Raw genomic sequence first — 24911 nt, forward strand, 5'->3', positions numbered from 1 at the left:
GGAGGGGCAAAAGCCTACTTCGTCGCGTAGAACTTCGCCATGTCAGGCAGGCGCTTGACGCGGATGCTGGAGGCCTTGCCGGCGGTGCGGAAGGCTTCGAAGCGCTCCTTGCAGACTTCCGCCATCAGGGCGGTTGCCGGCTTCAGGTAGGTGCGCGGGTCGAAATTATCCGGCTTTTCCTTGAAGTTCTTGCGGATCGTGCCGGTCATGGCGAGGCGCAGGTCCGTGTCGATATTGACCTTGCGCACGCCGAGCGGAATGGCCTTCTGGATTTCCGCGACCGGAACGCCCCAGGTCTGCTTCATCTCGCCGCCATAGGTGGTGAAGAGATCCTGCAGCTCCTGCGGAACCGACGAGGAACCGTGCATGACGAGATGCGTGTTCGGCAGTTTCTTGTTGATCTTCGCGATCGTCTCGATCGACAGGATGTCACCATCCGGCGCGCGGGTGAATTTGTAGGCGCCGTGGCTGGTGCCGATGGCGACAGCGAGTGCATCGACGCCGGTCTTCGAGACGAAGTCGAGTGCCTGGTCCGGATCGGTCAGAAGCTCTTCGCGGGTCAGCTTGCCCTCGAAACCGTGGCCGTCTTCCTTCTCGCCCGCGCCCGTTTCCAGGTTACCGAGACAGCCAAGTTCACCTTCCACCGAAACACCGGCCGCATGCGCGATCTTCACGACTTCCGCCGTGACGTCGACATTGTATTCGTAGCTGGCGATCGACTTGCCGTCGGCGAGCAGCGAACCGTCCATCATGACCGAGGTGAAGCCGTTGGTGATGGCCGAAATACAGGTCGACGGCTGGTCGCCGTGGTCGAGATGCAGGCAGACCGGGATATGCGGGTATTCTTCGGCCGCCCCGAGAATGAGATGGCGCAAGAAAGCGTCGCCGGCATAGGCACGCGCACCGCGGCTCGCCTGCAGGATCACCGGAGAATCCGTCGCATCCGCCGCGCGCATGACCGCCTGGATATATTCCAGGTTGTTAACGTTGAATGCCGGCAGTGCGTAGTCGTTTTCCGCTGCGTGATCGAGCAATTGCCGCATGGTGATCAATGCCATTCCTGTCCTCCTTGGATGCAGTTTCACGGGTCGGCGGCACTATTCACAGATCGTCCGCCATATGCAACAGGCCTGAAAGACCGCGATACAAGCCAAATCGATTAAATGCGGGGCTTGGAATAAATTTCCCGTGGACATGGCAAAAATCCGGCCCGCAAACGCGAGCCGGATCCGGAAAATCCATCCAATTCAAATAAGTAGGACAAATGCCCGGCGGCGGGGCAATCTCCGCCGGAGCAAATCTTATTCGTCGTCGCTTGGCTCCGGCGCCTGGAAGCTGTTGCGTTCGCCGCTGATGATCTCGCGCTTGCCGACATGGTTGGCAGGACCAACGAGACCCTCCTTCTCCATGCGCTCGACGAGCGAGGCAGCACGGTTGTAGCCGACGGCGAGACGCCGCTGGATATAGGAGGTCGAGCACTTGCGGTCGCGCATGACAACCTTGACGGCCTTTTCGTAAAGATCGTCGCCATCTTCGGCTGCAATGTCGCCCTTGTCGAACACCGCACCACTCGCCGGCTTCTCGTCCTCTTCGTCCTCTTCTTCGGCGGTGACCGTTTCGAGATATTCCGGACGGCCCTGCGCCTTCAGGTGCAGCACGACCTTTTCGACTTCCTCGTCGGACACGAACGGACCATGCACGCGCGAAATGCGCCCGCCGCCGGCCATGTGCAGCATGTCGCCCTGGCCAAGAAGCTGCTCGGCACCCTGCTCGCCAAGGATGGTACGGCTGTCGATCTTCGAGGTCACCTGGAAGGAGATGCGCGTCGGGAAGTTCGCCTTGATCGTGCCGGTGATGACATCGACCGAGGGGCGCTGCGTCGCCATGATCAGGTGGATGCCGGCAGCACGCGCCATCTGGGCGAGTCGCTGGATCGCGCCTTCGATCTCCTTGCCGGCGACCATCATCAGGTCGGCCATCTCGTCGACGATGACGACGATGTAGGGCATCGGATCGAGGGCGAGTTCCTGATCCTCGTTGATCGCCTCGCCGGTTCCCTTGTCGAAGCCGGTCTGCACGCTGATGGTGATCGTCTCACCCTTGTCGCGCGCCGTGGCCACGCGGCTGTTGTAGCCATCGATATTGCGCACGCCGAGGCGCGACATCTTGCGATAGCGGTCCTCCATCTCGCGCACGGCCCATTTCAGCGCCATGACGGCCTTCTTGGGGTCGGTGACGACGGGCGTCAACAGGTGCGGAATGCCGTCATAGATCGACAGTTCCAGCATCTTCGGATCGACCATGATCAGGCGGCACTCTTCCGGGCGGAACCGGTAGAGCAGCGACAGGATCATCGTGTTGATGGCGACCGACTTGCCCGAGCCGGTGGTGCCGGCAACAAGCAGGTGCGGCATCTTGGCGAGTTCGGCAACCACCGGCTCGCCGCCGATGGTCTTGCCGAGGCAGATCGGCAGCTTGTAGCCGGACTTGGTGAAATCGGCCGAGTCGATCATCTCGCGGAAGTAGACGGTTTCGCGCGTTGCATTCGGCAGTTCGATGCCTATGACGTTGCGGCCGGGTACGACGGCAACGCGGGCCGACAGCGCCGACATGGAGCGGGCGATATCGTCGGCGAGGCCGATGACGCGGGAGGATTTGACGCCGGGTGCCGGCTCGAACTCATAAAGCGTGACGACCGGGCCGGGGCGGACATGGATGATCTCGCCGCGAACGCCGAAATCTTCCAGAACGCTTTCGAGAAGGCCGGCATTCTGCTCGAGTTGCTCCTGCGTCAGCACAAAGCCGACGGTGCGCGGCGGCTCCTGCAACAGTTCGCGCGGCGGGTATTCGTAGGTATCGCCGGCGGGTGTCGCCAAGGTGACCTGAAACGGCTTGGCGCGGGAGAGCACCGAGGACGGGGCTTCGCGGACAGGCTCGATGACGGCGGCCGGGGTGATGGTTACCGGCACGGGCTTGATTTCGACTGCCACCGGCACGGCAACAGGGACCGCCTCGATGACCGGCGTTGCAGCAGCGACGACCGGCTCCGGCTTCACCTCAGAAACGGCGACGACGGTCTGCCGCGTTGCGGCCGGGCGGCATTCGACGACGCGGAACAGCGAGGCGATGGCATCTGGCTCTTCACGCTTTTTCTCGATGACTGCGGGTGCAGGCGTCGCAATGGCAACGGGAGCCGGTGCGGGCGCAGGCATGGGCATGCGCACGACGGTGGCGGCCCGTCGTACCGGTGCCTCGGAAGGTTCTTCGTCCGGAACAAACGTTTCCCAGAATGCATGGTCGGAGAGATGGGCGAAACGGCTGATCGCGGCGCGCACGTCCGGCTTGACGACGGGCTTCGCGATCGGGGCAGCCTGCACGATGGGCGCAGGCGCCGGCAGCGGGGTCGCCGGCTTGAACACGACGGCGGCATCGGCGGGTGTACCCGTCGTGCCGGCGGCAACAACGGCCTGGACCAGCGGCGGCGTGGGTTCGACAGAAAGTGCCGCGGCCGCAGCCTGCTGTTCCTCGGAACGGCGGCGACGATCTTCAAGCGCCTCGCGCAGACGCTGGAGCAGTTCCGACTGCGAGAGCTGTGCCGCCTCGGAAAGCTTTGTTGCCGGGGCTGCCTGTTCGACGACCGACTGGGCGTGCTGCGCCTCTTCGGCCGCCGCCTCCTCGATCTTCGCGGCCACCTTGTCGGGGGTGCGCGTGAAGCGGACATTCGGGGCCATGTAGAAATGGCTTTCCCAGCTTCCGTCCGTATATTGACCCGGGTCGTAGCTCCTCAGCGCGGGTGAGCGGAACCGCGGACGATAGTCCTCGTCGTTGGCAATCGGCTCTCCGGCCGCATGCCAATCCTCGACCTGCGGAATCTCTTCCGGCAAAGCGTTGTTTTCGTGAGAATAATGTGGCGCTTGCGCGTCACTTTCCACGTCGGCTTCAAGGATGGGATAGAAGTTTGTTCTGGAAATACGCATGAACCTGCAAACTCGACGATCATTGCCGATAGGGATGCGTAGATGGTTAGGAAATGAAGGTTAACATTGTCTTTGGAACGGACCGAAATCCTCTTCACAATCCCGTTTCAATCCAGCCGCATCCCCTCCGATCCGAAGAGGTGAAGCCGCTCCAACGGCAGGTTCACGCGGACTTTCGGGCCGGGATTGAGCATGCTGCGATCGAGCGTAAAAATTTTCAGCGGAATGTTGTGGATGGTCACATGCATGATGATGCCGAACCCGGTCGGCTCGATAAGGTCGACCGACGCTTCCAAAACGCCCTGATCGCTCAGCACCACATGTTCGGGACGGATGCCGAGCGTCGCCACCGAGCCTGATTCGATGCCGGCACGCGGACCGACGGGCAGCGCCACACCGTTTTCGAGCCGAAGCACAGCCTCGCCGCCCGAAGCGATATAGCGCCCCTCGAAGAAGTTCATGCCCGGCGAACCGATGAATCCGGCAACAAAAAGGTTCGCCGGCCGGTCGTAGAGATCGAGCGGCGTGCCGACCTGTTGCACGATGCCGGCATGCATGGCGACGATCCGGTCGGCGAGCGTCATCGCCTCGATCTGGTCGTGCGTGACGTAAATGGAGGTCGCGCGCAGATCAGCATGCAACTTCTTGATTTCCGCCCGCATCTGCTCGCGCAGGCGCGCATCGAGATTGGAGAGCGGTTCGTCGAACAGAAAGGCCTTTGGCTGGCGCACGATGGCGCGGCCCATGGCGACACGCTGGCGCTGGCCGCCGGAGAGCGCGCGGGGACGGCGCTCCAGCAGGGGATCGAGGCCGAGCTTCGACGCGGCATTACCAACCGCGCTGGCGATCTTCTCCTTGGCGGTGCGGCGCAGCCGCAGGCTGTAGCTCATGTTGTCGGCGACGCTCATATGGGGATAGAGCGCGTAGGACTGGAACACCATGGCGATGTCGCGGTCCTTCGGGGCGAGGTCGTTGACCCGCTTGCCGTCGATGCGGATTTCGCCCGATGTCACGCCCTCGAGGCCCGCGATCATGCGCAGCAGCGTTGATTTCCCGCAGCCGGAGGGGCCGACCAGCACGATGAATTCGCCGTCGCGAATGGTGAGATCGACGCCGTGCAGGACGGGAAAGGTGCCGAAACTCTTGCGGATGCCGTGGATATCGATGGAAGCCATGAGAAACCCTTTCAGCCTTTGACCGCGCCGGCCGTCAGGCCCTGCACGAGATAGCGCTGGATGAGGAGGAAGAAGAGGCAGGCCGGGATGAGCGCGAGGATGCCCGCCGCCATCATCTGCCCGAAATCGACCGAAAATTTCGAGACGAAGGTGAGCAGGCCGACCGGGAAGGTCGCCGCGTCGTTGCCAGAGATCAGCATCAGCGCGAAGAGCAACTCACTCCACGCCGCGGTGAAGACGAAGCCGAGCGTCGCGGCGATGCCGGGAAGCGTCAGTGGCAGGATGATCTGGCGGAAAGCGATGAACTGCGTCGCCCCATCGATCATCGCCGCCTCTTCGAGATCCTTCGGAATGCCGTCGAAGAAGGACTGCATGAGGAAGGTGGCGAAGGGCACGTTGAAGGCGGTGTAGACGATGACGAGGCCGGTGAGGCTGTTGGTGAGACCAAGCGGCGAGAGCATCTTGAAGATCGGCGCGACCAGCATGACCAGCGGGAACATCTGGGTGATCAGCATCAGCGCGACGATCCAGTATTTCGCCCGGAAATTGAAGCGCGACAGCGCGTAGCCGGCGAGCGAGGCAAGGATGGTAACCGCGATGGCCGTGGAGCCGGCGACGATCAGGCTGTTCTTGAAGAAGGTCGGGAAGGCGCTGTGGGCGATGACGAATTCGTAATGCTCGAAGGTCGCGCGCGACGGCCACATGCGCACGCCCTCGCTGTAGAGCAGGTCGTTCGGGGTCACCGACACCTTCAGCAGCCAGAACAGCGGGAAGAGCGCCACGATAATATAGGCGAGAATGGCAAGGCGGTGCGCGACGGTGAGGAGGAGCTTGCTGGTGCGCATGGTTTCAACCCTTGTTCAGCAGCGTCTGGCGCAGCACGACGATCAGCATCGAATAGGCGAGCAGCAACACCAGCAGCACCAGTGCGATCGCCGAGGCGTAGCCGAAATCGAGCCGCTTGAAGGCCTGGGTGAAAATGTAGCTCGCGACGATCTGCGTGCGGTCCGCCGGCCCGCCATCGGTCATCACCACGATGAGGTCGGCAAAGTTGGAGATCCAGACGGTGCGCAACAGGATGGTGATGGCGATGGTCGGTGCGAGGAACGGCAGCGTGATCGACAGGAAGCGCTGGACCGGCCCTGCCCCATCGATGCTTGCGGCTTCATAGAGATCGCGTGGGATCGCCTGAAGTGCGGCGAGCAAGGTGATGGCGAAGAACGGAATGCCCCACCAGACATTGGCAACGATCGGCCCCCACATGGCGAGATGCGGATCGGAGAGGATGTTGTTCGGCGCATCCATGATGCCGAGCGCATACATCCAGTGCGGCAGCGGGCCGATGACCGGATTGAACAGCCACGCCCAGTTGAGGCCGGCCAGAAAACTCGGCACCGCCCAGGGCAGGAAGACCAGCGCTTGCGCAAGGCCTCGACCCGCAAAGGGCTTGTCCAGCAACAACGCGAGGATGAGGCCGAAGATGAATTGCAGGAAGACCGAAGCGCCCGTCCACCAGAGCGTGTTGCGCAGCGCCCGGAAAAAGGCCTGGTCCTCGGAGAGCGCGCGAAAATGATCGAGCCCGATGAAACCGCCGGAAAGCGGGTTCAACAGCTGGATATCGCGGAAGGCATAGGAAATGCCGAGCACCAGCGGCACCAGCATGACGGTGACGATGAGGATCAGCGCCGGGGCACTGTAGAGATAGGGCTCCGAAGCGTCGGCGATCCGCTTCCTGAGCGGTTTGGTGGCTTGTGAATAGGCGGCAACGGTCATCGTCTCGCTTCCGTTCTCGGGTTGCGCGGCGTTTCGAAAGATGGTTCCGGGCGGAGCCTCGTGTTCTCCGCCCGGAGGTTCCCCGGCCTATTTCTTGGCGAGGAACTTTTGCTGTGCCTTGGTGAGGTAATCGGCCCACTGGTTGGCGAGGTCTTCCGGTGTGATGTCGCCGAGGAGCGCTTCCTGCGAGGTCTTGATGACCAGCGAATCCTTGAAGAAGGCGAACTCTTCGAGATGCGTCGGCATCACGGTCGGCACGGCGTCCTTGTCCTCAAGCTCGGCGAACCAGCCCTTGAACTGTTCGCTGGCATAGAAGGGGTCCTTTTCAGCCGAGGTGTGGACCGGTAGCGCGCCCGTGCGCTTGTTCCATTCGATATTGCCTTCCGGCCCTTCGAGCGTCTCGATCAGCTTCCAGGAAAGATCCTTGTTGGCGCTGGAGGAGAACATCGACCAGCCAGCGAAGCCGATCGTCGGGAAGGTCTTGCCGCCCGGTCCCTTCGGCATGGTCATGATGCCGTAGTCTTCCGCCTTCATGCGCTCGGCAATGGCGATGAGCGCGTCCGGGTCCTGATCGAGGAAGGCGCAGGTGCCGCTATAGAAACCGGCGACGATCTCGTTGAAGCCCCAGTTGACGCTGTCCTTCGGGGCATAGCCGTTCTTGTAGAGATCGACGACCCAGGTGAGGCCCTTGACCCAGCCTTCGCTGTTGAAGGTGGAGGTGCCGTCCTCGTTGAAGAACTTGTTGTCGCCGGCCATGGAGGCGCCGAACATCACCCAGCCGTTGAGACCGCCCGGGCCGCCGCGCAGGCAATAGCCGTATTTGCCGGGCAGCGCCGAAATCTTCTTCGAAGCCTCCGCGAACTCGTCCATGGTCTTCGGCGGCTCGGAAACGCCGGCTTCGGCGAGCAGCTTCTTGTTGTAGAACATGGCGCGCAAATAGAAGCCGTAGGGCAACATATAGGCCGTGTCCTTGATGTCGCGGCCGAGTTCCAGCGCGCGCGGCGTCAGGCCGGGCGTATGCTCCCATTTTGCAAGATAGGGCTCGAGGCTTTCGAGCATGCCGTTATTGGCATAGAGCGACAACCAGGTGTCCGGCATTTCCATGACGTCGGGCACTTCTCCGGCCGAAACCATGGTGGCGAATTTCTGGAACGCCTCACCCCAGGGCAGCGAGATGATCTCGACCTTGGTGCCTGGGTTTTCCGCCTCGAATTTACCCACAATGGATTTCAGCGTTTCCGTGCGCTCGGGGCTGGTAATCACCTCGACGAGTTTTAGCGTCGTATCGGCCAGCGCGCTCGTCGCCATGAGCGTGGTGAGCAGGGCTGCGGTCAAAAGTCTCTTCATGGTCGTTCCCTCTTTTCTGGTTGAATCTGATTTCTGACGTCAGGCTTCGGATGCGGCTGTTATCGCCGCTTCCAGATCACTCCACAGGGCCTCGGTTCCCTCCAGGCCCACATGAAGACGCACGGACCGCGCATCGATGCCGAATGTATGCGCGGAATTCGGTTGGGCCTTCTGCTGCAACACCACCTCGCCCGGCACGATCAGGCTCTCGTGGCCGCCCCACGAGACGCCGAGCTTGAAGAGCTTGAGGTGGTCGGCGAAGGCGCGGATATCGATGCCCTCGCGGAAGGTGAAGGAGAACAGGCCGGATGTGCCGGTCAGCCCCGGCGGCAGGCGATTGGCGAGCGCCGGGTGGAAGACCGTGTCGACGATATCCAGCGCCTGCAGCCGCTTGGCGATGTCGAGCGCGGACGCCTCATGCGCCCTCATGCGGATCGGCAGGGTGCGCAGCCCCCGCACCAGCAGCCAGGCATCGAAGGGCGACAGCTTGCCGCCGAGATACGGATAGGCCTCAGAGCGGATGCGGCCGATCAGATCCTTCGAGCCGGTGACGATGCCGGCGACGACATCGCTGTGACCGCCGAGATATTTCGAGGCCGAATGCAGCACGAGATCGACGCCCAGCGTCAGCGGCCGCTGGAAGATCGGGCTTGCCCAGCTGTTGTCGATGACGCTGACGACGCCCTGCTGCTTGGCAAGGGCGGCGAGCGCACCCACGTCATGCGCCTCCATCACCCAGCTCGTCGGGCTTTCGAGATAGAGCAGCTTGGCGCCCGGCAGCGCTTTCGCGACCGCCTCCTCGTCGCGACCATCGACATAGGTCACCTCGATCTTCATGCGCTTCAGATGCGTGCCGAACAGACGGAAGGCGTCCGGATAGCAGTGGCGCACCGCGACGATGCGATCGCCCGGCTCGACGAAGGAGAGCACCGTCGAGGAAATCGCGGCCATGCCGCTGGCAAACCCTAGCGCATCCCCCCCGCCTTCGAGCTTCGCCAGCATTTCTTCGAAAGCACGCACCGTCGGGTTGAGGCCGCGCGTATAGATCGGCCGCACAATCTCGCCACGATAGGCGGCCACCATCTCGTCATAGCTGCCGAAGGTGAAGAGCGAGGTCTGCACGATCGGAGGAACCACAGCCTCAAAGGCATTCGCCTCGTCATGGGCGACGATAAGAGAGGCAAAGTCGAACGGATCGGCTCCGTTGATCATTGGGACATGTCCTTGATGTCTTCCTCGACAACGGCGAGGATTTTTAGGGTTTCGGCGCGGGCGGATTCTGGGTCCTGCGCGGCGATCGCGTTGAAGAGCGTGCGGTGAAACGGAAAGGAACGGCGGGCGAAATCGGGCCGGTTGAACGGCTTTTCCCAGAAGCGCTCGAAGGCGCCGCGCATCTGCTCGAGAAGTTGCTTGAACAGCGGGTTGTGCGTGGCGTCGTAGATGGCGAGGTGGAACGCAAGATCTTCAGGGCCGGACGTGCCCTTGGCGAGATGCACCCGCTCCATCTCGTCGAGCTTTACCTCGATCGTGACGACGTCTTCCGCAGTGCGCCGCCGCGCGGCCACCATGCCGGCCTCGCATTCGATGCCGCGGCGAACCTCCAGCGTCTGGAGCAGCACATCGCGCAGGTGTATCGCGTCGAAGGAGAGCGGCATGTGCACGGTGGCGCTCGTCACCGGCTTCAGGAGATAGGTGCCGCTGCCCTTGCGGCTTTCCATGACGCCGAGCGCCTGGAAATGCCGGATCGCCTCGCGGATCGTCGACCGGCCGACCGCCAGTGCCGCCATCAGCTCGCGCTCGGCCGGCAGCCGGTCGCCGGCCTGCAAGTTCGCACGATCGATATAGGAGGCCATAGCCTCCGTTACCTGTCGCGCCCTGTCGATGGGCGGCAACGGCTCGATTCGCGGCCTGTCGCTCGGATCAGCTGGCATGACGCCAAGTTCCCTGTTTGATGTCAGCTTCTCAAATTGGTCTGACATCTTAGCATTATGCGGGGAAGCCTGCCTGTCAAGCGGCAATCATTGGCGAGCAGATCGATCACAAATAAAAAACGGGCCGATCCAAAGATCGGCCCGTTACCGGGAGAAAGCCGCTTAGCTTAACGGCATGGAGCGTGGAAAATTGGTCCGGCGATCTGTGTTGTACGCCTAAAGGCGCGGGCGAGACGCCGCGTCGCCATACCAGCCGCCAACCGCCTCCTCGAAGGCTAGGCCGGCGCGGAAGACATCCGCATCGCAATAGGTGCGGCCGACGATCTGGAGACCGGTCGGCACGCCATTGCCGGCATGACCAGTCGGCACCGACAGCACAGGGCAACGGCTCATCATGTTGAACGGCGTCGTCATGACCCAGCCGAGCGAGGGGTTGACCACCTTGCCGTTGATCTCGACCGTGCCTGTCGAATGGTCGAAATCAGCCGGCACGGCTGGCAGTGCATTGGTCGGGCAGACGAGCACGTCGTAACGCTCGAGGATCGGCCCGAGCGTCTTGTACATCTCGCCGACGACCTCCAGGCTCGCGACGAAATCCGTGGATTTCGAGGCCCGGCCATGTTCGGCGAACTGGCGGGCATAGGTGGTCATCTCGTCGCCATGCGTGTCGAGAAGGGTCGAGAGATAGCCGCCGAAAAGGTGTTCGAGATACCCCATGCCGGCGGCGAGAACGTGCTTCGGCCAGCCGAGATCGACCTCCTCGACCGTCGCGCCCAGCGAGCGGAAGACATCGAGCGCCGCGAGCGTGTTCTTCTGCACCTCCGGATCGACCTCGAAAATGCCGAGATCCATGGAAAATGCGATCTTCCAGCCCTTGATGGGCTTGTATTCCAGCGGCAGGTGCAGTTTCGGGCGAAGCGAGACGATGTCGTCCGGGCTCGGGCCGCACATGACGTTCTGCAGCAGGATCGCGTCCTTGACGGTGCGGGCCATCGGGCCGGTATGGCAGAAGAAATCGAGGTTGAACGGCGTGTCGTCCGGGTTGCGGCCATAGGGCGGCTTGTAGCCGACGACACCGCAGGCCGACGCCGGAATGCGGATCGAGCCGCCGATATCCGAGCCCGTCGCAAGCGACGATGTACCGGACGCGAGCGAGGCGCCTGCTCCGCCGGATGAACCGCCGCAGGTGAAATCCTGGTTCCACGGATTGCGGGTAACGCCCCACAGGCGCGACCAGGTGGTGCCGGCACAGCAGAATTCCGGCGTCGCCGTGCGTGCGTGCACGATGCCGCCCGCCGCCATGACGCGGGCATTCATCGTCGAGGTCCGATCCGCGATATGATCCTTGTGGATCAGCGAGCCGATCGACGTCGGCTTGCCCTTGATCTCGCTTTCGTCCTTGATGCCGACCGGCAGGCCCTCAAGCACGCCGGTGCGTGCGCCCCTGGCGTATTTGGCTTCGGCCTTGCGGGCGAGGTCCATCGCCTCGTCGAAATGCGTATAGGTCAGTGCGTTGACCGAGGCCTTCAGCGTCTCAGCCCGGCGGATCGTCGCCTCCATCAGCTCCACGGGCGAGAGTTCCCGGCTCTTGAAGCGGCGGAGCGCTTCGTGGGCGGGCAGGTAACACAGGTCGATATCGGTCATGCTTGGCTCCAGTGGGATAGTCTTGTCGAAAGGGCGCATCACTTCAGCACCTCGGTCCAGATTTTCGTGTAGAGGTCGGTAACGTGCTGCGGACAGGCCGGCGAGAAATGCCCGTTGTCGACGAATTCGGCCGGCACGACGATTTCCGGCGCATTGCGCATCTCTTCCGGCATGTATTTCTCCGAGCCGACGATGCCGTTCGCGTAACGCGCATAGGCGGAAATCAGCGCGGCATTTTCCGGATCCATGATGAAGTTCTGGAAGAGTTTTGCGTTCTCGACGTTCGGCGCGGTCTTCAAAACCGCGACACTGTCCATCCAGATCGGATAACCCTCCTTCGGATAGCCATAGACATAGCGGGAGCTGACCAGGCGTACCCGCATGGCGGCACCGCCCCAGTTGACACCCGCAGCATAATCGCCGTCGACGAATTTTTCGGTGCTTGGATAATCGAGCGCCACCCACTTGTCGCGCGCAGCCGCGAGGCGGTCGCGAACCTTGCGCAGGATGGCGAGGTCGTCGGTGCACGCCGTGCCGCCTTCGTAATAGATGGCAAGCGCGAGCACGTCGCCCATTTCCGGCAGCACGTTGATCTTGCCGACGAGTTCCGGCGGTGGATCGAGGAAGATCGCCGAGGTGTTCGGGTCGCCCGAATAGACCGCGGTATCCACCAGCACGCCGGTCGTTCCCCATTGCCAGGGCACGGTATAGCGGCGGCCGGGATCGAACGCGACATTCACCCAGCGCGGGTCCATGTTCTTGAAATTCTCCATCTGGTCGGGGCGGGATGCGAGCAACAATCCCTCATCGATCCAGATCTTCACGAAGGTCGAGGACGGCACGACGATATCGAACTGGTTGCCGCCCTGCCGGGCCTTGGCAAGCGCCGTATCGTTGGAATCGAAGTCGGTGACCGTCACCTTGACCTTGTAGGTTTCCTCGAATTTCTGGATCAATTTTGGATTGGTGTATTCCCCCCAATTGTAGATGTTCAGAACGCCCTCGGCATGGGCCTGCCCGAAGGCAAGAAGGGCGACGATCGATGTGGCGGCAGTCACAAGCATGCGCATGAAAAACCCCCTTGGATTCGACGAAACGAGGCACACCGTCCGCGAATAAACGCCGGGTTGCTGCGCGCGGGATTTTCATGGATAGCGAACCCTCCGTTGCCATCCCGCCTTCTGGGCAAATCTCCCCGCGCCCGCCCCCCGCGGTTGCCTCGCGGCGCAGTAAGAAACAAACTGAATGTTTAGTCAAATAGTTTTATGGCGAGAAAGATGCACTTCGCAGCGACATGTTCAGAGATGCATAGGATCAGGACGCCGGGGCCGATGGAAGCAATGCGAGAAGACGCCCGGCTCCCGGCCCCGGCGTAAAAGCGGTGCGCATCGTCCGCGTATCGCGATTTTCGATGCGGAGTAAGGCGCCTTGCTCCGCAAGGGCGTTCAATTCGCGTAGCACGAGGGCATGGGCGAGGCCGAGCTTGCGGGCAAAGGTGCGGCTGTCATATGCGGCGCCGAGATGGGCGGCGACAAGAAGACCGGCCTGTATCGCCGTCAGGCGCGGAGCCTCCGCTTGAAGACGTGCGACGCAGGCCAGGAAACGGTCGATATCCGGCGCGCCGCCGCTCACGCCGCCTCGCGCTTGCGGAAAGTCACCATGACGGACTTGGAGGTCGGTGTGTCACTCTCCTCCCCGGCGCTGCCGAGCGGCACCAGCACGTTCAGTTCCGGATAGTAGCCGGCAATGCTGCCGCGCGGGATATCATAAGGCACGAAACGGAAGTCCGCCGCCAGGCGCTCGACACCGTCGTCATGGTCCCCGACGACATCCACCCGCTCTCCCGCCTCGGCCCCCATGGCTTTCAGGTCTTCCGGATGAATGAAAATGACCTGCCGCTCGCCGTAAACCCCGCGATAGCGGTCGTCGAGGCCGTAGACGGTCGTGTTGTACTGGTCGTGCGAGCGGAACGTTTGCAAGGCGAAACGCCCGCCGCCACGCTTTGCCCGCTGATGCACGGTCTCCAGAGGCAGCGTCCCGGAGAAGAAGGTTGCCTTGCCTGCCGGCGTTTCCCATTCCCGATGCGCGGCCGTGTTGCGCAGCAGAAAGCCGCGCGGCTTGCGCAGGCGTGTGTTGAAATTCTCGAAACCCGGAATGGTCGCCTCGATATGATCGCGGATGCGGTCATAGTCGTCGGCAAGCGCCACCCATCCGACGACGCCGTCGCCGACGGTTGCCGCCGCTATACCGGCAATGATCGCCACTTCCGACAGGAGATGCGGCGAGGCAGGCCGGTTTATGCCGGCCGAGCCGTGCACCATGCTCATCGAATCCTCGACGCTGATGAGCTGCGACTGGCCCGCGGAATTGAGATCCATCTCGGTCCGGCCGAGGCACGGCAGGATGTAGGAGACCTCGCCCGGCATCAGATGCGAATGGTTGGGCTTCGTGGCGATATTCACCGTCAGCTTGAGGTTGCGAAGCGCCTTTTCGACCAGCGCACTATCCGGCGTCGCGCGGGCAAAATTGCCGCCAAGACCGATGAAGGCCTGCGCGGAACCATCCAGCATCGCGCCGATCGCCGACAGCACATTGTGCCCGTGTTTGCGCGGCACGGCGAAGCCGAAATGCTGCTCCAGCGCATCGAGAAAAGCTTCCGGCGGCTTCTCGTTGATACCGACGGTACGGTCGCCCTGCACGTTGGAATGGCCGCGCACCGGGCACAGGCCTGCACCCGGCCTGCCGATATTGCCACGCAGCAACATGAAGTTGGCGATCTCGCGGATTGTCGCGACGGAGTGCAGGTGCTGCGTGACCCCCATCGCCCAGGTGCAGATGACGCGCTCGGCATTGATGTAGACGTCCGCCGCCCGTTCGATCTCGGCGCGGGTCAGGCCGGACTGGTCCTCGATCTCGCCCCAGCCCGTCGCCTCGACGGCGGCACGATAGTCTGCAAGACCGGCGCAATGCTCGGCAAGGAAGGCATGGTCGAGTACGGCGGGAAGGCCGGCGGCGACTGCCGCATCCTCGGCCGCGAACACGGCTTTGGCCATGCCGCGCACGGCCGCCATGTCGCCGCCAAGCTGCGGCTGGAAATAGTGGCTGGCAATGTCGGTCGAACCGCCGCGCAGCATCTCGATCTTGTCCTGCGGATCGGAGAATCGCTCGAGGCCGCGTTCGCGGATGGGGTTGAAGACGACGATGCGGGCGCCGCGGATGGCCGCCCGGCGCAGATCCCCCAGCATGCGGGGGTGGTTCGTGCCGGGATTCTGGCCGATCACGAAGATCGCATCGGCCTTCTCGAAATCCTCCAGAAGCACCGTGCCCTTGCCGACGCCGATCGCCTGGCGCAGGCCCACGCCGCTCGCTTCGTGGCACATGTTCGAGCAGTCGGGAAAATTGTTCGTTCCATAGACGCGCACGAAGAGCTGGTAGAGGTAGGCCGCCTCGTTGCTGGCGCGACCGGACGTGTAGAACTCCGCACGATCCGGGTTTTCCAGGCTTTTGAGGATGGCGCCGATCTCGGCAAAGGCGTCGTCCCACGCGACCGGCAGATAGGTGTCGCTTGCCGCGTCGTAGCGCATCGGATGCGTCAACCGGCCGTGGAGCTCCAGTTCATAGTCCGTCAGCTTGCGGAGGTCCGAAACGGTGTGTGCGGCGAAAAAGGCCGGCGTGGCCCGCTTTTCCGTTGCTTCCCACGCCACCGCCTTCACGCCGTTCTCGCAGAATTCGAAGGAGGAGCCGTGCTCCGGGTCGCCCCAGGCACAGCCGGGGCAATCGAAGCCGTCCGGCTGGTTGGCCTTCAAGAGGGTGCGGGCACCGGAGATCGGCATGCCGCTCTCGAGCAACCGCTTGCCGCAACTCTTCAACGCTCCCCAGCCGCCGGCTGCGGAGGACTTTTTGCCGATAAAGGTAGTAGCCATTCCTCCTGTATTTGCGATCCGTCAGGAATGATCAAGGGGACGGTTCGTATGGCTTGATAGGGAATTCCTATCGCCTGCAGCCACCGAACGGCATCGCCGCACCTATCGGACGACAGAAGAGGGGCGGCCGGGAGCCACCCCTCTCCTTTCAACCGCGACGGGAGGAGATACGACGCGGTTACCGTCAGGGCGCCAACAGGTCGTTGCCCTCATCCCTTATGTGGAAGGCGGTTACCCCGTCGCGTTCCACAGATCGCGCACCATCTGTCGCAGCGTGAGCGCCTCCGCCCAGCGGTCCGTCGTGTCATTGCCGTCCCTGCCGGTGATCGCATAGGGCTTGGGACCGAGTTCGCAGGTGAAGACGAGTTCGGCATCATCGGCTGCGCGCGATCGCCAGTTGCGAAATCCGTAGTCCCACCATTCGAGGAAGAGATCGATCCAGGGACGATGATGCGGAAAGGAAATTTCGATCTGCACCTGCTCGCGTGACGCGATGCGTCCGTGAAAGGCCTGCGCATTGTGCAGGATGCGCCGGATCAGCGCGTGGTTCTCCTCCTCGACCGGAAAGGCAAATTCCCGGCCGACAAGGAAATGCGACAGGTCGGCGAGAAGCGGCAGCTCTGGCCGCTGGTCCAAAAGGTCCAGCGTGAAGAACAGGTCCGTCGTCATCCGGTCGCGGTGCGTTTCGATGAACACGGGAATGCCCGCGTCCTCGGCAAGCCGCATCCAGCCGTCGAGCAGCGGCAGGCAATCCTCCACCCGGCGCAGTCGGATATCCGGCTGCAGGTTGATGTGGCTGACGGGATACTCGGCTGCAAGCTCCAGCGGCAGGCGCAGGTCATCCACCGTACGCGGAAAGCAGACGCCCTCGATCTTCAGGCCAGTCTCCACGATGGCCTTGTTGAGGCGCGTGACGTCAGCGCGGTTGGTATAGTGCGCGCTGATACCGTCGAAACCGGCATCGGCGATCATCGCAACGTTTTCCGCAAGACTGCGTTCGTGGCCGTCCGTGTGCCGGCGCTCCATGGCCCAGAGGGATTGGAAGAAGAGCAGGGTCTGCATCAGGCTGCCCGCGCGCTTTTCAAAAGCGATTTGAGGTTCACACCGGGATCTTCAAGCGTTGCAGTATCGGGGTTTATTCCGGCGGCGATCAGCATCTCGGCCAGTTTGATGTCCTTGGCGAGGCTGTTTCCGGGCCCAAGGCCCGCCGCCGCCACAAGGCATCCATTGTCGAGGAAGAATTCCAGTTCCCCTTCGCCGATGGACCGCACCACACTCTGATGCGACGGCAATGGCAAGCCCGCGACCTGCAAACCGAGATCATATTGATCCGACCAGAACCACGGGGCGGAGGCAAACGTCTCGTTTGCTCCGGCCATATTCCGGCCGGCCGTCTCAGCCTGGCTGCGGGCATTTCGCCAGCTCTCGAACCGGGTATGCCCGCCACCGGCGTGGGATACCGCGGCGCAGTCTCCGGCCGCGAAGACGTGCGGATCGCTGGTACGAAGGGAAACATCCGTCAGGATGCCGTTGCCGGTGGCGAGCCCCGCCGCTTCGGCCAGCGCCATATCCGGCAAAACGCCGATTGCGGCGACAACGATATCCGCGCGCACTTGACTGCCGTCAGCAAGCAGGACCGAGCCCGCCGTGATTTCCGCAATGCCTTGCCCCAGATGAAACTGGACGCCTTCTTCCACGTGCCGGGCATGCAATTTCGCAGCAAAGCGCGGGGGAACGGCCCGTCCAAGCGGTTTTGGTGTCGCCTCGACAATGCTGACGGCAACACCTTTGGCGCGCAGCACGGCTGCAAGCTCCATGCCGATCAGACCACCGCCGATGATCGCGACACGCCCGCAGGCTTGCGCGCGGGAGAAGATCGCCGCCGCATCTGCATAGGTTCGGAAGCCGAGCGCGTGGTGTGCCCCGGGGCAGCTCAATTGTCTGGGCCGCGCACCCGTGGCGAGGAGCAGTTTTTCATAGTGCAGGGAACGACCATCACTCAGCGTCACGCTCCGCAGACCTGCATCAAGACCCGATGCCGAGACGCCCTGAAGATAGTCGATGCCCACAGCTTCCAGTGCCTCGGCCCCGCAGATCGCCTTCATCTGTACGGTGCCTTCGAGCGGCTTAGACAGCGGCGGGCGTTCGTAGGGCAGGTGCGGTTCCGAGCCAACCAGCGTGACGGCGCCGGCAAACCCTGCTTCGCGTACGGCGAAAGCCGCCCTTGTGCCGGCCTCGCCTGCGCCGATGATGACGATACCGTCCATGGTGTCTCCATGTGAAAGGGACCGACACATCCGCAAGATGCGCCGGCCCAGAGGGAGGATCAGTTCTTGTTGGCGTAGTCGGCCATGTTCTTCGGTGTGACGAGCTCGAATGGCACCCACACCTGCTTTTCGACCGGCTCGCCGCGCACCAGCGCGACCGCGGCATTCACCGCGCTTGCTGACTGGCCCTTGGCGTTCTGGAACACGGTTGCGTCGAGATCGCCGGCCGCCATGGCGGCAAGGCCGTCCTGCGTGGCGTCGATGCCAACGACGATCACGTCCTGCATCGAGACACCCGCCGCCTTGAGTGCCTGGATGGCGCCGATCGCCATTTCGTCATTGTTGGCGAAGACCACGTCGATCGGCTGGCCGGCGGTGATCCAGTTGGTCGTCAGGTCCATCGCATTGGTGCGCGTCCAGGCGCCGGACTGCTCATCGGCAAATGTCACGCCCTTGCAGTCGCTTGCCGCCAGCGTTTCCTTGAACGAGGAGGTGCGGTCGCGAGAGGCCTGGTGCGCGAGATCGCCCATCAGGATATAGACCTGCGCATCGCTGGCCTTGCCCTTTTCCTTCAGGATCGAACAGGCGGCTTCCGCGCCCAGTTTTCCGGAATCCGTTTCCTTCGATCCGACATAGGCCTGCTTTTCCGGTAGCTTGCCGACATTGTCGGGCTCAAGGTTGAGATAGACCAGCGGAATGCCCGCCTTCTCGGCCGCTTCGCTGATGCCGGGTGCGGCGGACGTGTCCGTCAGCGTCATCACGATAGCGTCCACGCCAGCCGCGATGAAGTTGTTCACCTGGTTGAGCTGCTTGGAAATGTCGGTCTGCGCATCCTCGATCTGCACGTTGACGCCTTCCACCGCCGAAGCCCGTGCGCTGATGCCTTCGCGCAGAAGCGTCTGGAAGTTGTTGTCGAAGCTCTGCATGGAGACGCCGATCGTCTCCGCCGAGGCAGCACTTCCCATCAAGGCGGCCAAGGCGGCCGCCAGGTACATCGATTTCATCGTATCCTCCCAATGGGTGCCGGCTCACCCGATCGCATTCCGGAGGCCCGGTCGGGCCCGGTCTCTAAAGGCGCGCCCCTAGGTCAGGGCCACGCGAACCTCTCCGTCGACGACCTCCGCTGGATAGGTTTTCAGGTTCTCGCAGGCGGGAAGCCGGATGGCCTCGCCGGTGCGATAGTCGAAGACGCCGGAATGCTTGGGACATTCCACCTCGAAATCCATGACCAGCCCATCCGCGAGATGGATCGCCTCGTGGGTGCAGAGACCGGCCGTGCAATAGACCTGGTCATCGGGGGCGCGGTAGATCGCGTAGGTGCGGCCGCCATGATCGAAGCGAATGGCGCTTTCCTGTTCGATATCGTCGAGCTTGCAGGCGGGAACCCAGATCATTCTGCTGCTCCCTGGATTTCGGCGCGGGCCTTGCGGGCGGCGAGCTTTTCCTTGCGCCTGCGGTAGCGCTCCTGCATCTGCGCCTCGCCCTCAGTCGAGCCGTCGTGCCAGGTGCCGAACCACTTATCGAGCGGGATCAGCGCGTCGCCGTAGTTCACCTCGAAATACTTGTGGTGCAGGTAGTGCGCATAGGCGTGGCTATCGACCAGCTTGTCCTCGCCCACCTCGACCTTGTCAAAGCCGACATGGCCGGGGATGGCGCCGAAACCCGCATAGTGCAGCTGGTAGAGCATGAGGATCGGGTTGGACGGCAGGATGAGGTGATAGAACGCCGTGCCGAGATAGAGCAGATGCTCGACCGGATGCATTGACAGCGACGACCACGGCGACGGGTTCACGGAATTGTGGTGGACCGAATGCACCCACTTGTAGAGGAACGGCGTGTGGATGAGCCGGTGGATGCAAAAGAAGTGGAATTCGTGAATGATCGGCACCACGAGGGCCACGAGCGCCAGTGTCCACGGATTCTCCGAAAAGCTCAGCCAGGGTGCATAGCCGTTGGCATAGGCCCAGAGCATGGCCACTTCGATGGCCGTCCAGATAGTGACGCCCGAAAGGAACGTGCGCAGGATGTTGTCGAGGTTCTGGCTTTCGAACCAGAAGGCCTTGTTCTTCTGGTCTGAGGGGAATTTTCCATTGTACTTGAAGCGGTTTTCCTGCCGCTTCAGCAGATAGAGGTGAACCTCGAAGGCGCCGTAGAAGAGGAGAACGCAGACCGCATTCACGGCATAAAGCCAGGCGGCCCAACCGATGCTCAATGTCTGCATGGTTTCGACGGACGGAATGACCCAGGCCCAATAGGCGACCGCCGACAGGGCAAAGATCGCATTCCACGGGAAGAAGTAATGCGGCAGCCATTTCAGGACCGCCATCAGTTTCGGCGGAAAGACGAAGAGCGGCGCGGTTTCAACCGGCTCGTTCGGCGCCCAGTCGCCGCGCTTGTTGCGCTTGCCATATTTCAGATCGTCCATTGCGCTCTCCTTCGGGTTTTGGCCCGCACAATTCGTGAAAGGAGAGCGCGTGATGCGCCTTACCCGTACGTTCTGGTTGGAACGCCGGCTCTCCTCCTGACTTGAAAATTATCAGGAGTGCTGTGAAACGGCGAAGGCTTCCTTGATCAAATCAGATCAAAGCCCTTCGGCGGTTATGGTGATGAAACGAATGGGATTCCGGTCCGGTTCGATCTCGGTCAGGCCGATGCGGCGCAGGATGAGATCAAGCGCGCGCTGCGCCTGTGCCTCGGGTGCCTGGTCGAGCACGACATCCATGATGCCCTCGCCCAGCGCCGTGCGGGTATAGTCGGTCAGTTCGTGCCCGACGAACAGGATGTCGCGGCCCCGTGGATGGCGCCGCAGCACGCTGATGAGCGCGGAATTCGCTCCGCCCGCGTTATAGAGGCCGACGAGGTTCGGGTATTTTTCAAGCGCAATGGAGAGTGTTTCCGCGCTGAAACTCTCCTCATCCCGACTGTAACCGAGCCATTCGAAGGCGATCGGGCCGGCGTGGTCCAGGAAATAGTCCGAGAAGCCGCGAATACGGTCGCGGTGCACCTGGTAGATCGGATGGCAGAGCGCCACGACCGGCCCATCCACCTTGGCCATTCGCGCGATGAAATAGGCCGCCGTACGGCCGGCGGCATAATTATCGATGCCGACGAATTCCGCGCTGTTGCCGGACGCTCGGGTCACGACATGGACGACGGGCACGCCGCGGGCGATGACCGCCTCCACAGCCGCGCTGATCAACGGACTGTTGGGAACGGCGAGGATCAGGCCGGCGCGGGGCGTCTCGGTGGAAAGAATGCGTTTGGCGATCTCCTCCGGCTTCATCTCCTCCGTGAAGCTGCGGTGGACGACGGCGAGCGGATCGAGCGTCGCAGCAATGCGTTCGAACGCCTTGGAAAGCCGTCGATAGAAGGTGGTCTCGGGGCGCACCATCAGCACCTCGATGCGCAGCAAGCCGCGATGGGTATCGGGCAGCGTGCGCGGGTATTTCAGGCTGCGCGCGGCGATCACCACCTTCGCGACCATATCGGGCCGCACCCCGCCGCGGCCGTTCAGCACGCGCTCGACCGTGGCGGTCCCGACACCGGCATGCCGGGCGATGTCCCCGTAGTTCGGCTTGCTCACGTCGCGAAGGCCTTGGATTGAGTAACGCTGCGATGAGATGCCAAACTACCGCAAGACGTTGGCCTATGCGCGCGCCAAAATGGCCTCCGCCGCCTTTTCCGCAATCATGATGACCGGCGAATTCGTATTGCCGGAGACGATCGTCGGCATGATCGAGGCATCGACGACGCGCAGATTGCCGATCCCGTGCACGCGAAGCTTCGAATCCACCACAGCCATCGGATCGTCGCCCATCTTGCAGGTGCCGACGGGGTGGAAGATCGTCGTGGCGATATCGCCAGCGCGCTGGATCAGTTCTTCGTCACTCTGGTATTCGCGGCCCGGCAGCATTTCCTGCGGACGGAAGCGATCGATCGCCTTGGTCTGCATGAGGCTGCGAGCGTGGCGAATGGATTTGGCCGCAAGCAGACGGTCGCCAATGGTCGAAAGGTAGTTGGGGCGGATTTCCGGCGGCAAGGCCGCATTACGCGCCGTGACATGGACCGTACCACGACTTTCAGGCCTCAGATTGCAGACGGAAACCGTGACGGCTGGATAGCGGTGCAGCGGCTCGCCGAGCCGATCGGTGCTGAGCGGCTGGACATGGTATTCGAGATCGGCCGTGGCGACGGCGGGATCGCTTTTCGCAAAGATGCCGAGCTGGCTCGGTGCCATGGAGAGCGGGCCGGAACGGTTGAAGGCATATTGCAGACCCATGCCGGCGCGGCTGAACAGGTTGTGGTAGAGTTGGTTCAGCGTGCGTGCGCCCTCGATCTTGAAGACCGTGCGGATCTGCAGGTGATCCTGAAGGTTTTCACCGACGCCCTGAAGCGCGTGCCGCACGGGAAGATCGAGCGCCGAGAGCACGTCCGGCCGGCCAATGCCGGACAGTTCCAGGATCTTCGGCGAGTTGATGGCTCCGGCCGACAGCACGACTTCGCGGGAAGCCCGCGCGATGCAGAGCCGTCCACCAAGACGGAAGCGGACGCCGGAAATCGCCTTGCCCTCGAATTCCAGCCGCTCAGTCTCGGCACCAGTCAGGACGCGGAGGTTCTTTCGTTTCATGGCAGGCCGCAGGAAGGCCTTCGTCGTGTTCCAGCGCAGGCCGCCGCGCTGGTTCACCTCGAAATAGCCGGAGCCCTCATTGTCGCCGTCGTTGAAGTCGTCGGTCTTCGGAACCCCGAGTTCCTCCGCCGCATCGCGGAACGCATCGAGGATCGGCCAGGACAGGCGCTGGCGTTCGACCCGCCATTCACCACCCGCACCATGCATGGCGGATTTACCGCGATAATTGTCTTCCGACTTCAGGAAATAGGGCAGTACATCGTCCCAGCCCCAACCGGCATTGCCCGCCTGCCGCCAGCCGTCATAGTCGGCCGCCTGCCCGCGCATATAGATCATGCCGTTGATCGACGAGCAGCCGCCCAGCAATTTCCCGCGCGGATAGTTCAGCGCGCGACCGTTGAGCCCGGCTTCCGCGGCCGTCTTCATCATCCAGTCGGTGCGCGGATTGCCCATGCAGAAGAGATAACCGATCGGCACATGCACCCAGTGATAGCGGTCCGTGCCGCCGGCCTCGAGCAGCAGCACCCGGTTCTTCGGATCGGCCGAGAGCCGGTTTGCCAGGACGCAGCCAGCCGAGCCGGCGCCGACGATAATGAAATCGTAGGTGCCCTCGTCGACCGGCGTTTCAGTATCATGCAAAGTCACGCCGCAACTCCGGTTGCTCTGGGTTCGGTTGCCGAAAGCCGACGCCAGAGCGGTGTCATGGCTTCCGTGATATCCTTGTAGAGGGCGTACCGCCGGTCATAGTGCGCGGCAAGGGCACTATTTGGCCTATAGTGCCGGTCGGTGCGCACCATGGCATTTGCGCCATCGGTGAAATCCGCAAAGAGGCCAACGCCGGTGCCCGCCGCGATTGCCGCACCAAGAGCGCCCGTCTCGCGCGACACGGCGACGGTCACGGGCACGCGCAGCGCATCCGCAAAAATCTGCGGCCAGAGCCGGCTGCGCGAACCGCCGCCGGACAGCACCGCCTCCTCGAAGGTCGCGCCCGCCTTGCGGATCGTCTCGACATGCTGACGATGGCCGAAGGCGACGCCTTCGAGCAACGCACGGATCAGATGCCCCTTCGTATGCCAGCCGGCTATGCCGTAGAAGCCGGCGCGCGCATGACCGTCCTGTTGCGCGCCGTAGAGATAGGGGTGATAGAGCGGATCATCCGCCGCAGGCTCGACGGCCGCGGCCAGCGCGCAAGCTGCATCGAACGGCGAAACGCCCTCCGCATGCTCGCCTTCGAAGAATTCACGCACCAGCCATTCGAGATTTGCCGCCGAGGTGGCGCTGTTTTCCATCGCCATGTAGCGCGTGCGGTCGAAGGTCGAGGACATGAAAACCGGACCGTCGAGATCGGGACTGTCGATGATGACCTGATTGATGCTCCAGGTACCGGCGATGATCGAGGCGCTGCCGGTGCGCGAGACGCCCGAGCCGAGCGCGGAGGCGACAACGTCGAACAACCCGCCGATGACAGGCGTGCCGACGGCTAGCCCCGTCTCCTTGGCCACCGCTTCCGTCACCCGCCCGGCAATGTCGGCGCTTTCGATCAGTCGCGGCAGCAGATCCAGGCAGTCACCAAGGTCATAGGCCTCCATCAGCGCCTCGTCGTAGCGACGGGCGGAGAGATCGAGCAGGCCGGCGCCGGACATGTCCGACATCTCGCTGACGCGCTCGCCGGTCAGGCGGTTGACGACGAAATCCTTGGAGTAGAATACCGTGCCGATACGCTTGAAGACGTCCGGCCTGTAGCGCTTCAGCCAGGCAAGCAGCGTCGGAGTCTGGGACGGCCAGGGGCGTTGGCGGGCGATGGGATAGGTGCGATCGCCCACGCCTTCCGCCAGCCATTCCTCGACGAGGCCGGTGGCACGCGTGTCGATCGACTGGATGCCGATCAGCGGTTCGCCGTCCCGGTCGAGCGCATAAAGCCCGTTGCCGTGGCCGGCGCAGCCGATGGCGGCAATGTCGCTCGCCAAGATGCCCGCCTTGTCGAGGCAGGTGCGGATGACGCGTTTTGCATTGGCCCAGAGTTCGCCGAGGTCGCGCTCTACATGGCCTGGGCATGGCATGCGGCTATGCCCCTCCTCCCCCGCATGCGCCACTTCCTGGCCGGCGAGGTCAAAGATCACCGCCTTGATGACCGTGTTGCCGGCGTCGAGCCCCAACAGATATTTCTGCATTCTGAACCCCTCCCAAGGCTCCAGCTTCCGCAATTCCAGGAAAACCGCCTTGCGGTTTCCCGGAACTGCTCCAGCA

The 24911-nt window shown here is 62.8% G+C and carries 20 protein-coding genes; all 20 read right to left on the reverse strand.

Annotation, left to right across the window (positions count from 1 at the left end; translation table 11 throughout):
* Window positions 1–14 precede the first annotated feature (14 nt).
* Entirely contained in the window at window positions 15–1058 is a 1044-nt protein-coding gene (fba, locus tag AC1RT2_RS02820) for a class II fructose-bisphosphate aldolase (RefSeq protein ID WP_493099278.1), read from the reverse strand.
* 243 nt (window positions 1059–1301) lie between these two features.
* Window positions 1302–3977 (reverse strand): DNA translocase FtsK, encoded by a 2676-nt coding sequence (locus tag AC1RT2_RS02825; protein ID WP_493099280.1) that lies wholly within the window; start codon window positions 3975–3977, stop codon window positions 1302–1304.
* A gap of 107 nt (window positions 3978–4084) precedes the next feature.
* Entirely contained in the window at window positions 4085–5152 is a 1068-nt protein-coding gene (locus AC1RT2_RS02830; RefSeq protein ID WP_493099282.1) for an ABC transporter ATP-binding protein, read from the reverse strand.
* An 11-nt stretch (window positions 5153–5163) separates the two neighbouring features.
* Window positions 5164–5997 carry a carbohydrate ABC transporter permease gene (locus AC1RT2_RS02835; protein WP_493099284.1) on the reverse strand — a complete coding sequence of 278 codons (834 nt, stop codon included), beginning with the start codon at window positions 5995–5997 and terminating at the stop codon, window positions 5164–5166.
* Window positions 5998–6001: 4 nt separating this feature from the next.
* Window positions 6002–6925 (reverse strand): carbohydrate ABC transporter permease, encoded by a 924-nt coding sequence (locus AC1RT2_RS02840; RefSeq protein ID WP_493099286.1) that lies wholly within the window; start codon window positions 6923–6925, stop codon window positions 6002–6004.
* A gap of 87 nt (window positions 6926–7012) precedes the next feature.
* Entirely contained in the window at window positions 7013–8272 is a 1260-nt protein-coding gene (locus AC1RT2_RS02845; protein ID WP_069062569.1) for an ABC transporter substrate-binding protein, read from the reverse strand.
* Between the two features lie 39 nt (window positions 8273–8311).
* Window positions 8312–9484, reverse strand: a complete 1173-nt coding sequence (locus tag AC1RT2_RS02850) for a PLP-dependent transferase (protein WP_493099288.1) — start codon at window positions 9482–9484, stop codon at window positions 8312–8314.
* On the reverse strand, window positions 9481–10203 hold the full coding sequence (locus AC1RT2_RS02855) for a FadR/GntR family transcriptional regulator (RefSeq protein WP_493099290.1): 723 nt from the start codon (window positions 10201–10203) through the stop codon (window positions 9481–9483). The genes AC1RT2_RS02850 and AC1RT2_RS02855 overlap by 4 nt, the downstream gene beginning before the upstream one ends.
* Window positions 10204–10419: 216 nt before the next feature.
* Window positions 10420–11847, reverse strand: coding sequence for an amidase (locus AC1RT2_RS02860; protein ID WP_493099292.1), 1428 nt, complete (start codon window positions 11845–11847; stop codon window positions 10420–10422).
* 38 nt (window positions 11848–11885) lie between these two features.
* Complete coding sequence (locus tag AC1RT2_RS02865; protein ID WP_493099294.1) at window positions 11886–12917, reverse strand: extracellular solute-binding protein; 1032 nt, start codon at window positions 12915–12917, stop codon at window positions 11886–11888.
* A 244-nt stretch (window positions 12918–13161) separates the two neighbouring features.
* On the reverse strand, window positions 13162–13479 hold the full coding sequence (locus tag AC1RT2_RS02870; protein WP_493099296.1) for a hypothetical protein: 318 nt from the start codon (window positions 13477–13479) through the stop codon (window positions 13162–13164).
* Window positions 13476–15770 carry an FdhF/YdeP family oxidoreductase gene (locus AC1RT2_RS02875; RefSeq protein ID WP_493099298.1) on the reverse strand — a complete coding sequence of 765 codons (2295 nt, stop codon included), beginning with the start codon at window positions 15768–15770 and terminating at the stop codon, window positions 13476–13478. The genes AC1RT2_RS02870 and AC1RT2_RS02875 overlap by 4 nt, the downstream gene beginning before the upstream one ends.
* Before the next feature lie 231 nt (window positions 15771–16001).
* Window positions 16002–16832 carry a sugar phosphate isomerase/epimerase family protein gene (locus tag AC1RT2_RS02880; protein ID WP_493099300.1) on the reverse strand — a complete coding sequence of 277 codons (831 nt, stop codon included), beginning with the start codon at window positions 16830–16832 and terminating at the stop codon, window positions 16002–16004.
* On the reverse strand, window positions 16832–18037 hold the full coding sequence (locus AC1RT2_RS02885; protein ID WP_493099567.1) for an NAD(P)/FAD-dependent oxidoreductase: 1206 nt from the start codon (window positions 18035–18037) through the stop codon (window positions 16832–16834). Before AC1RT2_RS02885 ends, AC1RT2_RS02880 begins: the two co-directional genes overlap by 1 nt.
* A 59-nt stretch (window positions 18038–18096) precedes the next feature.
* Window positions 18097–19041: a substrate-binding domain-containing protein gene (locus AC1RT2_RS02890; protein WP_493099302.1), complete on the reverse strand. Its 945-nt coding sequence runs from the start codon at window positions 19039–19041 to the stop codon at window positions 18097–18099.
* Window positions 19042–19119: 78 nt separating this feature from the next.
* Window positions 19120–19431, reverse strand: coding sequence for a MocE family 2Fe-2S type ferredoxin (locus AC1RT2_RS02895; RefSeq protein ID WP_493099304.1), 312 nt, complete (start codon window positions 19429–19431; stop codon window positions 19120–19122).
* Window positions 19428–20462, reverse strand: a complete 1035-nt coding sequence (locus AC1RT2_RS02900; RefSeq protein ID WP_493099306.1) for a sterol desaturase family protein — start codon at window positions 20460–20462, stop codon at window positions 19428–19430. The genes AC1RT2_RS02895 and AC1RT2_RS02900 overlap by 4 nt, the downstream gene beginning before the upstream one ends.
* Window positions 20463–20618: 156 nt before the next feature.
* Window positions 20619–21620, reverse strand: a complete 1002-nt coding sequence (locus AC1RT2_RS02905) for a LacI family DNA-binding transcriptional regulator (protein WP_493099308.1) — start codon at window positions 21618–21620, stop codon at window positions 20619–20621.
* A 63-nt stretch (window positions 21621–21683) separates the two neighbouring features.
* Window positions 21684–23303 carry a GMC family oxidoreductase gene (locus tag AC1RT2_RS02910; RefSeq protein WP_493099569.1) on the reverse strand — a complete coding sequence of 540 codons (1620 nt, stop codon included), beginning with the start codon at window positions 23301–23303 and terminating at the stop codon, window positions 21684–21686.
* 2 nt (window positions 23304–23305) lie between these two features.
* On the reverse strand, window positions 23306–24835 hold the full coding sequence (locus AC1RT2_RS02915) for an FGGY-family carbohydrate kinase (RefSeq protein ID WP_493099310.1): 1530 nt from the start codon (window positions 24833–24835) through the stop codon (window positions 23306–23308).
* Window positions 24836–24911: the final 76 nt, after the last annotated feature.

This window comes from Shinella sp. GW821-FHT11G07, from assembly GCF_058808115.1.

What these genes read in the sequence shown, in the direction of transcription:
- AC1RT2_RS02900 (WP_493099306.1), bottom strand. Translation starts at nt 20,462, where the DNA reads ATGGACGATCTGAAATATGGCAAGCGCAACAAGCGCGGCGACTGGGCG.
- AC1RT2_RS02830 (WP_493099282.1), bottom strand. Translation starts at nt 5,152, where the DNA reads ATGGCTTCCATCGATATCCACGGCATCCGCAAGAGTTTCGGCACCTTT.
- AC1RT2_RS02895 (WP_493099304.1), bottom strand. Translation starts at nt 19,431, where the DNA reads ATGATCTGGGTTCCCGCCTGCAAGCTCGACGATATCGAACAGGAAAGC.
- AC1RT2_RS02840 (WP_493099286.1), bottom strand. Translation starts at nt 6,925, where the DNA reads ATGACCGTTGCCGCCTATTCACAAGCCACCAAACCGCTCAGGAAGCGG.
- AC1RT2_RS02825 (WP_493099280.1), bottom strand. Translation starts at nt 3,977, where the DNA reads ATGCGTATTTCCAGAACAAACTTCTATCCCATCCTTGAAGCCGACGTG.
- AC1RT2_RS02845 (WP_069062569.1), bottom strand. Translation starts at nt 8,272, where the DNA reads ATGAAGAGACTTTTGACCGCAGCCCTGCTCACCACGCTCATGGCGACG.
- AC1RT2_RS02875 (WP_493099298.1), bottom strand. Translation starts at nt 15,770, where the DNA reads ATGGCTACTACCTTTATCGGCAAAAAGTCCTCCGCAGCCGGCGGCTGG.
- AC1RT2_RS02915 (WP_493099310.1), bottom strand. Translation starts at nt 24,835, where the DNA reads ATGCAGAAATATCTGTTGGGGCTCGACGCCGGCAACACGGTCATCAAG.
- AC1RT2_RS02885 (WP_493099567.1), bottom strand. Translation starts at nt 18,037, where the DNA reads ATGGACGGTATCGTCATCATCGGCGCAGGCGAGGCCGGCACAAGGGCG.
- AC1RT2_RS02850 (WP_493099288.1), bottom strand. Translation starts at nt 9,484, where the DNA reads ATGATCAACGGAGCCGATCCGTTCGACTTTGCCTCTCTTATCGTCGCC.
- fba (WP_493099278.1), bottom strand. Translation starts at nt 1,058, where the DNA reads ATGGCATTGATCACCATGCGGCAATTGCTCGATCACGCAGCGGAAAAC.
- AC1RT2_RS02860 (WP_493099292.1), bottom strand. Translation starts at nt 11,847, where the DNA reads ATGACCGATATCGACCTGTGTTACCTGCCCGCCCACGAAGCGCTCCGC.
- AC1RT2_RS02865 (WP_493099294.1), bottom strand. Translation starts at nt 12,917, where the DNA reads ATGCGCATGCTTGTGACTGCCGCCACATCGATCGTCGCCCTTCTTGCC.
- AC1RT2_RS02855 (WP_493099290.1), bottom strand. Translation starts at nt 10,203, where the DNA reads ATGCCAGCTGATCCGAGCGACAGGCCGCGAATCGAGCCGTTGCCGCCC.
- AC1RT2_RS02880 (WP_493099300.1), bottom strand. Translation starts at nt 16,832, where the DNA reads ATGCAGACCCTGCTCTTCTTCCAATCCCTCTGGGCCATGGAGCGCCGG.
- AC1RT2_RS02890 (WP_493099302.1), bottom strand. Translation starts at nt 19,041, where the DNA reads ATGAAATCGATGTACCTGGCGGCCGCCTTGGCCGCCTTGATGGGAAGT.
- AC1RT2_RS02835 (WP_493099284.1), bottom strand. Translation starts at nt 5,997, where the DNA reads ATGCGCACCAGCAAGCTCCTCCTCACCGTCGCGCACCGCCTTGCCATT.